The following is a 13,457-nucleotide window of genomic DNA, read 5'->3' on the forward strand; positions in this document are numbered from 1 at the left end:
CGCATCCACAGTGATCTTCTGTGAAAGATCACCATTCGCCACCGACGTCGTCACCTGCGCAATATTCCGAACCTGCGAAGTCAGATTAGACGCCATGAAGTTGACGTTATCGGTGAGGTCCTTCCACACACCCGACACACCCCGAACATGCGCCTGACCACCCAGATTCCCCTCCGTCCCCACCTCACGCGCAACCCGGGTCACCTCATCCGCGAAAGCCGACAGCTGATCCACCATCGTGTTCACTGTCAGTTTGAGTTCCAGAAGCTCGCCGGCGGCTTCTACGGTGACCGACCGCGTTAGGTCGCCGCGCGCCACCGCTGTAGTGACGACCGCGATATCCCGGACTTGAGCCGTGAGCCGGGTGGCCATGGTGTTGACGGCCTCCGTGACATCGCGCCAGCTGCCAGAGAGCCCCCGGACCTGAGCCCGGCCTCCCAGCCGACCTTCAATGCCCACCTCACGGGCGACCCGTGTCACCTCCCCCGTGAACAGTGACAATTGGCTGACCATGTGGTTCACGCCCCGGCCCAGACGGCGCAAGTCCCCTCTCAGCTGACGGTTGCCGTCGTGCAGATCGACGCGCTGAGTAAGGTCCCCGCCCGCGACCGCGTCGAGAACGCGAGTGGCATTCACCGTGGGCACGATGAGGGCATCCACGAGCGCGTTCGCTGAAGTCACCTCGCCAGCCCAGGCGCCCGCACCGGGTCCGGCGGCCAGCCGCTCATCGAGCCGACCGTTACGAATCACCTCACGCCGCACCCGTTTCAACTCGTCACTGAAGTGCTGGTGCCGCTCAGCGATCTCGTTGAACACCACAGCGAATTCGCTAGCGAAACCGTCGCCTTCAGTTGGCAGCCTTGCCTCGAAGTCGCCGTCGCGCATCGCCTTCATCACAGCAATCAGGGGACGCAGTTCCTGGTGCCGGACGCATCCCGCCGATCGCAGGGACTCGACGCTCTCACCGCACGGGTTTTCGGTTCCGCTCGTCTTCACTTCCATAGCCTGCGTTCCTTACGCCGTTGAAGCGTGCTCTGCCATGTACGGAAGGGCGGTGGTTCGCAGTCGAGCCAACTATGTGCTCGGTCTCGGGAGGGAGATCAAGCCAGTCCCAGCGGGGTGCCACTACCGACCACAGTTACACACCATCACGAATCAGACTTTTAGGTCGCAAGACATGTGTACGTGATATCGCCTACTCTTCCATGAGTAATCACTACCTAACGGAATCGTTTGGCATGACTGCCGCCAGCGAGCCACTGAGCCTTTTCTAACCTCAGTTTGAGCAGGTCAGGTGCAGTCGACCTCGGCGACCTGCTCGTTGAGGCGCATCACCTCCTTCGCGAGCGTGTGGACGAGCTGGGCTGTCGGCTTCTCGCCGGTCACGCTGGTGTGCTGGCTGTCGGCGGCCGCGACGGCGGCCTGCGCGAGTTGGTCGGCACCTCGGACTTTGCGGTTACGCAGCCACGTCTCCAGTCGACGGGCGCCGGCTCGGCGGACGGCGGCTGGGGTCTGATACCCGGTGAGCAGGACCAGCGAGCCCGCGTTGGTCAGGTCCAGGGCCCGCTCCAGGGCCGGAAAGATCCCGGTGAGATGGCCTCGCAGCCGGTTGATCACCCGAGTGCGGTCCTCGATGGGTAGAGCCTTTTGGGGCCGGCTTGTCCTCGCCGAGGAACTTGGCGGCCTTGCGGACGATCTCGAGCTCGGTTTCCAGCTCGCGGATTCGTCGCCGCGCTGCACGCAGCTCTGCGGACTCCTCCGAGACCCTGCCAGGGCGCCGACCGTTGTCGATGTCGTCCTGGCGCAACCACTTCGACAACGTGACCGGATGGATGCCGAGATCAACGGCGGTCTGCTTCTGTTCTTTTCCTGCCCGCACCAACGCGACGGCGCGGGCGCGGAACTCAGTGGGGTAGGCGCGGGGCATGTCCGGGAGCCTTTCGTGAAGGCCGACAGTTAGCCAGCAGAACTGGAACCTGAGCGGTGGGACAGGTCAAGATGTCACCCGAACCTGCATCAGACCCCCACGCCTCGCTTGGCGAAAGACATAGAGGCCCCCGAAACAACGGGGTCCCGGGCGGCACCGTCTGAGGCATTGGGATCGGCGCAGCAGGCGGCCAGATGATTAGCCTCGAATATGGAATACCTCCTTCCTCTTTCCTTCCGGGTTCACTTCCTGGCGCAGGATGCTGCTATGGCTCTCCCCAGCTCCGCCTACTTAACGGGCCGCACATGAGTATATTTCACCCACAATTCTTGACTCAGACGTTGATGTATAGTTCCTGTCAGCCCTCAAAGAGTCAGGATTCTCCGAGGGTTCCATTTGGTGCCTATATTTAGATGCGGCATTTATTCGCATGCTTCGATGGGGAGGCTATTAGTGTTTGGCGTTCGGGGAGAAACGGGTCGCCGGGTAGGCAAGGGTAGGCTCGGGAAGACACTGGTCACTGCCGCCACTGCGGGGGTTCTCCTCGCTACGGGATTTCCGAGCCATGCGCAGGCGGCGGAAGCGGACGTGACGGATCTCCGCGGCACGATGAGGGAGTACCTCCGTCTCGCCTATAGCCAGCAGGGCGTCTATCCCGATGCATTCTGGGACTACAACGACTCTGAGGTGAGGCTCGCCCCTGAGATCGATATTGCCAATATTGAGGTTGGTGCAATCCAGGCCAGCGACCCTGTGAAGATTCCAGACATGAAGCTCATGGTGGCCCAGGAATGCAATAAGCGAGTTGACGGCGGAGAAACTCTCGTTCCGAGCAACTCGGTCACGCACACGGTCACCCAGGAGACGCATGGCAGTGTCACTAATGCGCTGACGGTGGGTAGCACTTTGAGCCATGAGGTTACCGCGGGAGCCGAGGGGAGCTTCCTTGGCCTGGTCAAGAGCAAGCTCGAGACCAAAACCGGGATTTCCCTGAAGCTGGAGAACACCCGCACCACGTCAAATGGCTGGTCCAACTCGGACACCAAGACCTTCACCGCTACAACGCCCACCCTGACCAAGGTCCCCCCGGGCAATTGCGTTCGCGTGGAGTCGGACATCTACGAAACTAAGCGGAAGGTGAATGTCGACTACTGGCAGGAACTGCAGGGGACCATTCATTTCAAGACGCCACGACCGCCGCACCCGAAGCTCTCCGGCCAGTACCAGCCGAACTACTGGGACACGTATGCCGTGCTGAAGAATGTCGTAGGTGAAAGCTACCCTCGCTCTTGGTACCCCGCGGGCCAGCTTCCTGATGCTCTTCCTGGCGATGTCGACCCCGACACCCCGGCCTTCGATTACAGCCCGTTCTTCCCGAACGATTTCAACTGGCTGAAGGACAAGTTCGCCGACTTCCCCCGGGACCGTGTGCGCTTCGAGGGCCCGGCGGACTCTCATGAAGAGCACAAGGTCTTTGTGAAGCAGACCATGGAGCTTTCGATCCCCAGTTACGAGCAGCGCACGACCACGTGGAACGTCGATGATGACGGCAACAAGCTGACCAAGGCAAGCGAGGTACGGACGCCTCTCGATGATGTCGAGGACGGCGAAACCATCACCGTCGACGTTGACGTCGACGTGAACAAGTGACGTCCAGGACCTGACCGTGAAAACACAGGAGCAGCACGTCAAGCGCTGATCCGGTAAACAACACGAATCCCACGGCCGGCTGGTGCCACCGCAAAGTGACGGCACCAGCCGGCTTCTACTTGGACAGCCGTCTGCAGGTTCCATCCTGAGCAAGGCAAGACTGGGTATTCCGAAAGGGTATTGCCACCTCGCCTAACTGGTCCACTGGCCTATTCGGATCCGGTTCCGAATGTGCTTCAGATAGATGAAGTTCTGCAGAGCACGGTGAAACCGGAAGCGTCGAGGGCCGCGGAGGGCCAGCTGCCGCATGTGCTCGGCACCGCCCTCAACAGCTGGTCACGGAGTGGGACATCGGACCATGATCGCGCTATTCCTCAGCCTGAAGCCTGCTGCGGGGCATCACGGCTGTCTTCGCCTGCTGATGTTGGTCAGCCGTGATTCTGCTGCTGGCGTTCATCCCTGCAGGCCTGTCTGTCCGGGCAAATAGGCCGATGATCGCGCCTTCCACACGCGCAGCGGCGCCTCCATGGCCAATCAGATCCGTCGACAGCATGCCAGGCTGCGGCCTTGGTCGGCCGGCTCATGCAACGCTCCCGAGCACAGGCCGCGTTGATACTGATCAACGGTGCATTCTTCTGGATCGGGAGCTACACCAAGCGAGTTGCCTGAGCACATTCTCCACGGCACCTCCAGGATGGCCAGAGCTCCGAATCTTGGGCGGCCTGCTGAGTACTGGTTACTCAGTCCTCAGCGCCTGTCTCCCTGGACACTTGTAGCCCTGGTCGCTTGACTGGCCGCCTCGTCACCTCCCAAGAGGTTTCTCCCACGCATGTATATCTCCTTCCTTCTCCACAACGCCTACGGTGTTGGCGGAACGATCAGAACGACATTCAACCTCGCCGAAGCATTGGGACAGCAGCACGACGTTGAAATCGTTTCGGTTTTTCGGCACCGGGAACAGCCGATGATGGGCGCACCGTCGGGGGTATCCATGAGTCATCTCGTGGACCTGCGCCGGGACAGTCCCGGCTTTGATGGTGACCACCCGGATTATCGCAGCCCGGCCAGAGTCTTCGCTGTAGGCGACGGCCGGCACAGACAGTACAGCCGTCTGACCGATGACCGGATTGGCCGGCATCTGAAGTCCCTGCAAGCGGACGTTGTCGTTGGCACCCGGCCTGGTCTCAATGTGCACATTGCCCGGCAGGCACGGCGCGGCCCGGTGCGTGTCGGCCAGGAGCACCTGACCTTGGACAGCCATTGCTATCGGCTGCGGCGTGAACTGGGCAGCCGGTATGCACTGCTCGATGCCATCACCACGGTCACCGAAGCCGACGCTCATGCCTACCGCACCCGGCTGCGGCTCCCCGGCGTACGCGTTGAAGCCGTTCCCAACAGTGTTCCTGCCCCTGTGGCTTCACCCGCCAGCAGTACGGCGAAGCTCATCGTCGCAGCCGGCAGGCTCACCTCGGTCAAGCGCTACGACCTCCTCATCCGCGCCTTCGCCAAAGTCGCGGCCGCGCACCCCGACTGGCGTCTGAGGATCTACGGCAGCGGTGACGCCACCGGCAATACCAAGGACACCCTGCAAGCCTTGATCAGGGAACTTGCCCTTGAGGATCGCGTGCGGCTGATGGGTGCCGTCAGCCCGCTGGCACCCGAGCTTGCTCTGGCCTCGATTGCTGTCTCTACCTCCCGGCTCGAATCCTTCGGCATGACCATCGTCGAAGCCATGCGCTGCGGACTGCCTGTCGTCTCCACCGACTGCCCGCACGGGCCGCGCGAGATCATCAACGACGGTATCGACGGCCGCCTGGTCCCGGTGGGAGACGTGGACGCCATCGCCCACGCCCTTCTGGAACTAGTCGGCAACGACGATCTGCGACAGCACATGAGCCAGGCAGCGCTGACTGCCTCGGCCCGATTTGACCCGGCACAGATCGCCGAACGGCACGAGACGATCTACAGCGACCTCCTTACTACCAACCGAAGTCGATCCCGCAGCACCAGCTGCGATTCTGCCTTGCGTATCAGGGGCGCCATGCTCGGCAGGGCATACGCCCTGCGCGATCTGGCCATCGACCGGCTGCGCGAGTACCGCGAGGCACACAGTCGCGACGCGGCCCAGCACTAATCTCGGCAAGAACTCCCGGAAGATGCATGAAGAGAATGAAGATATCCCTCCTTCTCCATCACGCCTACGGAATGGGCGGCACGATCCGCACGGTGTTCAACCTGGCTGCCGCGCTGGCGGAGCGCCACGACGTGGAGATCATTTCGGTGTTCCGGTACCGCGAGCACACCAGGTTCGACCTTGGACCCCAGATCCGTCTCACGCCTCTGTCTGACATGCGCCCGGGCGGCGATGCAGCACACCCGCTCCACGGAAAGCCCGCGCGCTCCTATCCGGCCAGCGACGGCCGCTACATGCAACACAGCAGGCTAACGGAGAAACGGATCAAGGAATGGCTGGCCGGCACTGACGCTGACATCGTGATCGGCACACGGCCCGGACTCAACGTACTCCTGGCCCGTTTCGCACCTCAGCACGTCGTACGGATCGGACAGGAACACCTCACCCACAACAGCCACCGGTTCGCCTTGCGCACCCAACTGCGCAACTGTTACCCGCAGTTGGACGCTCTGGTCACCGTTACTGAAGCAGACGCGGAGATCTACCGTCAGAACATGCCCCGTGTGCGGATCGCCGCTATCCCCAACAGCGTACCCAGGCCCACAGCAGGTCTCTCACACGGCACAGCGCCGGTAGTTGTGGCTGCAGGACGGCTCGTCCCCGTGAAGAGATTCGACCAGCTCGTCGACGCCTTCGCTGGTGTGGTCCGTGAACGTCCAGACTGGTGCCTGCGGATCTACGGGGACGGCCCGGAACGCAGCTGTATCCAGGCACGCATCGACCATCACGCCTTGCACGATCACGTAACACTCATGGGAACCCACACCCCGATGGATGCCGAGTGGGCGAAGGGCTCCCTCGCCGCCGTCAGCTCCCGCAGCGAATCGTTCGGCATGAGTATTGTTGAGGCCATGCGATGCAGGCTCCCTGTCATCAGCACCAACTGCCCCCTCGGGCCAGCCGAGATCATCCACGACGGAACCGACGGACTCCTGGTCCCGGTGAACAACCCGAACGCAATGACTCATGCTCTGCTAAGCGTCATCAACGACGGCCAGAGGCGGCGTCAGATGGCCCGCGCTGCACGTGAGAACGCGCAGCGTTTTGACCCGCTCCGAATCTCCGCTCGATACGAAGAGCTGTTCACCGAATTGCTGCATACCCAGCGCATGAACCACCGGCACTATGGCAGGAATAATCTGGCCGCAGTCGGCTCCCACGTGGCCTATGCCACAGCTGAGGGTCTGTTCCGCACAGCCAGACGCGTGGGAAAGATGCTCCAGCCTCGAGAAAAGGCCTGACGGATTCTGCACTATCGTGGTTCTCGATGTCGCCGGGATTATTCAGCGCGAAGGTCGCGTAGCCCGAGGCTGGCGTAACTCACCGGTTCCGCCAGTCATGGATGCCCTGAACAGTGATCTGACCGTTCAGAGTGCAGAAAGTCTCGACACGCTGGGTCACGGATTGCAGTGGAGTTACTTCCAGGAACAGACACTGATACCCTGCCCACTTGATATCCCGCTCTGCGCCATTTGTGATTCTGACGAGTTTCCTGTATCCCTCATCAGGGTATTGACCGTCGGCTCCCAGGAGGATCCTCGAAGCTATTGCCCCGCTCCGTCATGAGGTCGAGCACGACCTCATCCTCATCGAGCAGTTATTGGGTATGAGCTGCTCAAGCAGCCCAGGCAGTACGTGCAGGATGGTGGCTAGCGGGCCTGACCTTCGAAGCCCTGGGGGGACACGACTGCCCACGTTGCTGGAGAACTTCACGGTCGGCAGGTCTCAGGCCATGGAACGCAACTAGGGAGGATGCGCATGTACGTTCGAGTTGCTGTAGTTTCTGTGTCGCTCAGCCTCGCTTTGGCCAGCAGCGCGAGTATGCCGGCAGGAGGATCCGGGCCGCTGAGGGAACGCCATGTTCTCGACAAGCAGGAAAGTTCTCAAGCGAGCCTTCCCTCCGACCGGTTGGCCTTCGGAGCAGACCGACAGCGACGAGAAGCGACTGAGATCGTGCGTGTTGCCGTGATAGATGCCCGCACCATGAGAGAGCGCGGCGAATCCCGCTCTCATCACGCGGCAAGTACCGTGCACCTGCCTGCAGCCACGAGCAGCCAGGACAGCGGCCAGGCCTACGCAGCACTCGAGAGCATGAAGGGCTTCATCATCGTGCCTCTGCGATACGGCCTCGGCGGATTCGTCATGGTTGCGGCGCAGTGAATCACCCCGTGGGGATGCCAACGGTCATCGATAGGCAGGACCGTCAGAGCGCGTGTGAATCACGTTCCGGATCCGAGTGACCTGGATCCGCCACAGCAGGTAAGTGCCAGAGGTCGTCGCCTTGCAGATCAGCGAGAGTGCCCCTCAGAAGCAGGGCCGGACAGGACCAGCATGCCTGGCGTGATTCACCGGCACAGCTAGTGCTGTGACCGGAAAGTTTCACCGGCTCGCGACGCCCGGCACGGCACCTCGCGGCGTTGTCGGAGTCGCCCGAGTACGCCCGGTACGAGGGCGATCCTCCGCCTGGCGATGCACCGCACCGGACGCCGCGAGCGACTCGGCAAACCTTTCCGGTCACAGCACTAGCTAGTCGTGCAACGGTCTTTGGTATGAGGGTGGGGCAGGTCGGTCGTTGGCTTGTTTATGGGTGGGGTTCTTGTTGATGCCGGTCGTGGGCGGGTGAGTTGAAGGCTGCATGAGCGGTTTGTGTATCGTTTCTCCAGGTCGGAGCCTCGTGGGTCGTCGTTGGCGTATATGCGGGGGTTGATATCTCCGTTGGAGCGGAAGAACGGCTGGACGCTGGCGGAGTAGGCTGGTCATGCGGGTCCGGACCGGATCCACCGGCTGCTGAACCGGATCGACTGGGACGCGGATGAAGTCCTCGACGACGACCTGTTCCACGATCTGCCGAGGCAGAAGTGGAAGCGCCGGTCCTGCGGGAACGGTGTCCACGGACCACGCGTGTTCGACTGGGCGAGAGTCGAGGTCCGGCCCTGGCACCTGCCCGACCGGCAGCACTGGGTGATCGCCCGCCGCAGTGTGAGCCGGCCCGAAGAGGTCTACTACTACATCGCCTACTGCCCGGCCGGAACCACCCTCCACGAGCTGATCCACATCGCCGGCAGCCGCTGGGCGGTCGAGGAATGCTTCCAGACCGCCAAAGGCGAATGCGGCCTGGACGACTACCAGGTCCGCCGCTACCCCGGCTGGCACCGACACATCGCCCTGGCCATGGCCGCCCACGCCTGCCTCACCGTCCTGCGAGCCCGCGAACACGACACAGAGAAAGCATAAATGGATCCTCCAGCCTCGTCCCCCTCAGCCTCCCCGAACTCCGGCGCCCGATCCACCGCCGCCCAGCACCCATCGACCAAGTCCTGCACTGGTCACACTGAGCCTTTTCTAACCTCAGTTTGAGCAGGTCAGGTGCAGGGTGAGGACGGCTTGAACGAGGTTGGTGGTGCGGGTTGTGGAGCATCGCAGCTTGCGCAGGAGCCGCCAGGTCTTGAGGGTGCCATGGCTTGCTCGATGGTCGCGGATCTTCGCGTGCGAGCGGTTGACGGCCTGCTGACCTGCGCAGAGCGTCTCCCAGCGACCCCAGTAGGGCACCCGCATGGTGCCGTCGGCGCCCCGGTAGACCTTGTCAGCCCAGCACTCCACGGCGGCTTACTCCAGAGCGTCGATGATGCCGTGGGTTCGCGCGGCCTTGATGTCGTGGACCGCTGCCGGCGACGCGGGCGAGGCCCACAACAGCCGCCCCGCCGGATCGGTGATCACCTGCACGTTCATGCCGTGCTTCTTGTGTTTCCCAGAGCAGAAGGGCCGGTCTGCGGCGATCCTGTCGATCGGTAGCAGCGTCCCGTCCAGGATCACGAATGCCTTGGTGACGGCGGTCTTCATCGCTTCCGCGAGGGTCGGAGCGTGGGCGGCCAGGACATCGATGGCCTCGGCGACGTACCGGTAGCCGGTCGTGGTGCCGACGCCGAACCCGACGGCGAGTTGAGCGTAGGTATGGCCGCACCGCAGGTGCGCGAGGACGAGCAGAGCCTGACGCCCCACGCTCACCCCGCGCCAGCGCGTTCCCGTTCCTGCCGGCGGGCCCGCAGGTGAGCAGACAGGAAGCGCAGGGTCGAGGTGGACACATCGATGCCGGACGGGTAGACAAGCACGCGGAAGCTCCTGGTAGACAGGCGATCTTGGCCGTGAACCCGTCTACAGGAGCTTCTTCACGTCCGGACACCGCCCTCAGCCCAACTACCCACCCATCCAATCACGTTGGAAAAGGCTCACTGGCTCCGCAGACAGGGCTGCGGCGAGTCCCAAGAAGGCGAGGAAGTCGACGGTGAGACAGCGGTGGCCCAACAGCTAGGCGATGGGTCTCTCGATCTTCCAGCGATGTCGTCCGAGCCACTCGCCTGGCTCGCTGCCCGGGCACGCAACGCGCGGGATGAGCCCTCGTGAGCGGAGTCAGGCGAGGTGTTCAACGAAGAAGTACGTCTTCTCGGCGCGGACCTTGACCGGTCACCATGGTCGTGGCCCGCGCCGAAAACGTGTGGCGCAAGGAGCCCCAGGAGGAGTGGCGGTTTGAAACGCCTGACTGTCGTTTACGTTCGCTCTGGAGACCGCGACGGCTAGCGAAATGCCCTGGGCTTCGGACAACACATGCAGCTTGCTGCCCTTCTTGCCGCCTTCCTCTCCTCACTAGCCGAGGACTTCCGCGGCTGGGAAGTAACGCGCACCTGAGAAGGCGGGCAGCAGTTCCTCGGTCAGACCGCGGACACCTGGAGGGCGGTGAGGATCAGCGAGGGCGACGGCCCGCTGCTGAGTTCCACGCATTTCTCACGAGTACGGCGGAGGCTGCCCCACACTCTTAGTCTCCGTACTCTTAGTCTCCGTCAGTGAAACCAGGCACGATAACATCATCGGCGAACGATGAATCGACCGACTCCTCGTCAGTGAAACCAGGCACGATAACATCATCGGCGAACGATGAATCGACCGACTCCTCGTCAGTGAAACCAGGCACGATAACATCGTCGCAGAAGGAGCAGGCGACGGGCCCGGAGGGCTCGACTGCCAGGGCGTTGGCCTGGACCGGGGCGACAAGCAGAGCGGACGCTGCTGCAATTACGGTGATAGTCACTCGCCTAAGTGTGACACTCATGGTTCAGCTCCCTTATTGAATCACCAGAAGTCAAGAGGAGAAGTAATCCATGAGCAGCCTGACAGAATTGGATAGCCAATACCGTTGGCCCCCCTGACGACCGTCTGCCTCTTTCCCCGTGGCGGGCTTCCTGGAACTTAGAAGATATCGGTGTCGCGAGTTCATCACCATCAGTAATGACTACTCACAAGATCGATGCTTCACGACGGTCAGTCGGCTTGTCTGCAGCTGATTCAGCTGGTCCGGTTGGGAGCTGGCTGCGGGCCCGCCCATCGTGCCTTGTAGGCTCGGTCCCGGCCGGCTCCAGCCGGGGGCTGCTGGACATGGCCCCTTCGACGACCCGTCTGCGGCGGCTGAGATGTGTCGTTGGTGGCCCCACATGGGCTTCAGGGCTTCACTCTCATGGACGTTGGCTGCGCTGACGCCCACGAGGAGGGGCAGTCCGTTCGCGTCCGATAGGACGTGCATCCCGGAACCCGGCCTACCGCGGTCCACGGGCTCGGACCTGTGATTTCGCTTCCTTTTCGCCTGACGCGGGCGGAGTCGAGGACGGCCCGGGAGAGATCGAGCAGCTGCGCGTCGTCGAGTTGGTGCCGGCCGCACACCCCACACACACCCGCCCTGGACTAGATGACCGTCAGTGCGCGGTGGACTTCGATATGCCGAAACACGGTGACAGAGCCCGCCATGCTTCGGCATCTCCAAATCCACCGCCCATCGCCGGTTCATGATCTGGTCCAGGGCCGGCGTCTGGGGACGGTTGCACGAAGCGGTCCTCGACAGGATCGACGAGTGCGGCCTGCTCGATCTGTCCCGAACGGTCCTCGACTCGGCCCACGTCAGGGCGAAAAGGTGCCCCTATGGTTTTCGTCAAGCGGTAGCGATCTTGGGGGGTTCGTAGAAAGTGCCGTCCCGGAGCATGGCGAAGAGGACGTCGATGCGGCGTCGAGCGAGGCAGACGAGGGCGGCGAGGTAGAAGGCTCGCTTGAGCTGTTTGTTGCCTCGCCGGGAGGGGTGCTCGCTGCGTATTGAGGAGCCGGATCTGCGGGTGGCGGGTGCGAGTCCGGCGTAGGCGGCCAGGTGGCCTGCGGTGGCGAAGCCGCTGCCGTCGCCGACGTCGATGAGGATGCGGGCTGCGGTCCTGACCTCGATGCCGGGCATGGAGGTCAGGACCTGCGAAAGAGGGTGCGCCTCCAGCAGTTCCTCGATCCTGGCGGCGAGGAGTTGGCGCTGGTCGAGCACGGCGGTCAGCGAGGCGGCCAGGCTGGGGACGATCAGCGCCGCAGCGTCTGTGCCGGGCACCACGACGGTCTGTTCGTCGAGCGCGTCGAAGATGTCCTCGACGAGACGCTCGGCCATGCGCGGTGCCTTGGGCTGCAGCATGGATATCAGCCGTCGTCTGCCGGCTTTCCGCAACTGTGCTGGTGAGCCATAGCGTTCAAGAAGGAACAAGACTGCCGGGTGATCCAGGCGAGGGCCCAGGACCCGCTCGAGCGAGGGGTGGATTTGTGTCAGCAGCCCGCGCAACCGGTTCTTGGTGCGGGTGACCTTGCCAGCCAGGTCGTCGTCGAAGCCGACGAGCATGTTCAGCTCGGCGACGGTTTCATCGTCCGGTGCCAGGTCCCGCAGAGTGTGCGGCATGGTGCGGGCGGCATCGGCGATGACCGCAGCGTCCCGGGCGTCGGTCTTCGACTCACCGGGGTAGAGGTCGGCGATCCGCCGCATTGTCAGCCCTGGCAGATAGGCGACACGACAGCCCGCGTCGCGGGCCACGGCCAGCGGCAGAGCCCCGATCGAGGCCGGCTGGTCCACCACGACCAGCACCGTTCCGTGCCTGGCCTGCAGCTTCTGGAACAGCTCACGCAGCCGCGGTTCACTGTTGGGCAGCGGCTTGTCGGACACCTTCTTGCCCGCCGGAGTCAGTGCGGTGCCGTGATGCTCGCCCTTGCCAACGTCCAGACCGAGGTAGACATCGATCGCGCCCTCGTCGCTGACTTACCCCTCCCCAGCAGCCTCTTCCCGGCCTCATCTACGGCATCAGCATGCCGGCATCCACGTTACGAAGGCCTCCTTGCACTGGGACTGTAAGACGTTCGGCCCTGTCTCACTTTCGGTGGTGACGGAGCGTGGTGCTATCCGAGGAGGGTGCGGTGGCGAAGTAGGGTGAGGCCTGCTCGTCCGTGCATCTGGCGCGCGATCCGCTTGGTCTTGGTGTTGACGCCCTCGGTGGGGCCGTTGCTGTACGGAAGCGTGAGTGCGGCGTTGACGGCGTCGCGGTCTCGTTCCAGCCCCCGTGTGAAGGCATGCAGGTGGGGCAGGTCGGCGCCGCGGACCTGGGTGGCCCAGCGCGTAAGCGCGTCGGCGTTGCCGGTGTGAGGTGTAAGGAGCGGGGCGAAGTCCCTGATGCCTGGAGCCAGTTGGGTCATCTCGCGGCAGGCGGCGGTGAGCTTGGCCAGGAGCTCGTATTGCTCGGCTTTGAGGTTGTCTGGCCTGGTCAGCAGCATCCGGGTGAGCCGGCGCGGGGAGATGTGGCTGCGGTCGGCGTCCGCACGGCCTTGGTTGATGTACTTGTGCAGGAGATT

Annotated in this window: 9 protein-coding genes and 6 pseudogenes; 7 read left to right on the forward strand and 8 right to left on the reverse strand. The window is 63.1% G+C overall.

The genetic code is table 11. The features are described from left to right. The 3 genes and pseudogenes from ACIQMR_RS37080 to ACIQMR_RS37090 form a co-directional block, all read right to left on the reverse strand. A partial coding sequence (locus ACIQMR_RS37080; protein WP_401397261.1) for a HAMP domain-containing protein occupies nt 1–894 on the reverse strand: 894 nt, incomplete at its 3' end. A gap of 405 nt (nt 895–1,299) precedes the next feature. Next, nucleotides 1,300–1,635, reverse strand: a pseudogene (locus ACIQMR_RS37085) (IS110 family transposase); the annotation flags it as partial. 25 nt (nt 1,636–1,660) lie between these two features. After that, a pseudogene (locus tag ACIQMR_RS37090) lies at nt 1,661–1,879 on the reverse strand (transposase); the annotation flags it as partial. On the opposite strand from ACIQMR_RS37090, the gene ACIQMR_RS37095 reads away from it, so the two are divergent. From ACIQMR_RS37095 to ACIQMR_RS37120, 6 genes and pseudogenes are all read left to right on the forward strand, one after another. Further along, nucleotides 1,829–1,960 carry a hypothetical protein gene (locus ACIQMR_RS37095; RefSeq protein WP_401397266.1) on the forward strand — a complete coding sequence of 44 codons (132 nt, stop codon included), beginning with the start codon at nt 1,829–1,831 and terminating at the stop codon, nt 1,958–1,960. The pseudogene ACIQMR_RS37090 and the gene ACIQMR_RS37095 overlap by 51 nt on opposite strands. A 555-nt stretch (nt 1,961–2,515) precedes the next feature. Further along, nucleotides 2,516–3,577, forward strand: a complete 1,062-nt coding sequence (locus ACIQMR_RS37100) for a hypothetical protein (protein ID WP_401397246.1) — start codon at nt 2,516–2,518, stop codon at nt 3,575–3,577. A gap of 829 nt (nt 3,578–4,406) precedes the next feature. Then, on the forward strand, nt 4,407–5,711 hold the full coding sequence (locus ACIQMR_RS37105) for a glycosyltransferase family 4 protein (protein ID WP_401397248.1): 1,305 nt from the start codon (nt 4,407–4,409) through the stop codon (nt 5,709–5,711). Between the two features lie 26 nt (nt 5,712–5,737). Further along, complete coding sequence (locus ACIQMR_RS37110) at nt 5,738–7,012, forward strand: glycosyltransferase (protein WP_401397251.1); 1,275 nt, start codon at nt 5,738–5,740, stop codon at nt 7,010–7,012. Nucleotides 7,013–7,529: 517 nt separating this feature from the next. Then, entirely contained in the window at nt 7,530–7,931 is a 402-nt protein-coding gene (locus tag ACIQMR_RS37115) for a hypothetical protein (protein WP_401397254.1), read from the forward strand. 464 nt (nt 7,932–8,395) lie between these two features. Further along, nucleotides 8,396–9,005 (forward strand): annotated as a pseudogene (locus tag ACIQMR_RS37120) (hypothetical protein). A 114-nt stretch (nt 9,006–9,119) separates the two neighbouring features. On the opposite strand, the pseudogene ACIQMR_RS37125 reads toward ACIQMR_RS37120, so the two are convergent. The 3 genes and pseudogenes from ACIQMR_RS37125 to ACIQMR_RS37135 form a co-directional block, all read right to left on the reverse strand. Beyond that, nucleotides 9,120–9,880: pseudogene (locus ACIQMR_RS37125) on the reverse strand (transposase family protein). A 716-nt stretch (nt 9,881–10,596) separates the two neighbouring features. Next, nucleotides 10,597–10,854 carry a hypothetical protein gene (locus ACIQMR_RS37130; RefSeq protein ID WP_401397256.1) on the reverse strand — a complete coding sequence of 86 codons (258 nt, stop codon included), beginning with the start codon at nt 10,852–10,854 and terminating at the stop codon, nt 10,597–10,599. A gap of 381 nt (nt 10,855–11,235) precedes the next feature. Beyond that, nucleotides 11,236–11,566 (reverse strand): annotated as a pseudogene (locus ACIQMR_RS37135) (IS5/IS1182 family transposase); the annotation flags it as partial. Between ACIQMR_RS37135 and ACIQMR_RS37140 the strand changes: the two are divergent. Continuing rightward, a pseudogene (locus ACIQMR_RS37140) lies at nt 11,558–11,728 on the forward strand (IS5/IS1182 family transposase); the annotation flags it as partial. The pseudogenes ACIQMR_RS37135 and ACIQMR_RS37140 overlap by 9 nt on opposite strands. Nucleotides 11,729–11,745: 17 nt before the next feature. Here the strand turns inward: ACIQMR_RS37140 and ACIQMR_RS37145 are convergent. Together ACIQMR_RS37145 and ACIQMR_RS37150 are read right to left on the reverse strand one after the other, a co-directional pair. Then, complete coding sequence (locus ACIQMR_RS37145) at nt 11,746–12,852, reverse strand: IS110 family transposase (protein ID WP_401397264.1); 1,107 nt, start codon at nt 12,850–12,852, stop codon at nt 11,746–11,748. A 155-nt stretch (nt 12,853–13,007) separates the two neighbouring features. Beyond that, nucleotides 13,008–13,457 (reverse strand): transposase (locus ACIQMR_RS37150; RefSeq protein ID WP_401397259.1); only part of this gene is annotated, 450 nt, incomplete at its 5' end.

The sequence above is a fragment of the Streptomyces sp. NPDC091376 genome (assembly GCF_044757085.1).
Classification (GTDB): domain Bacteria; phylum Actinomycetota; class Actinomycetes; order Streptomycetales; family Streptomycetaceae; genus Streptomyces; species Streptomyces pratisoli.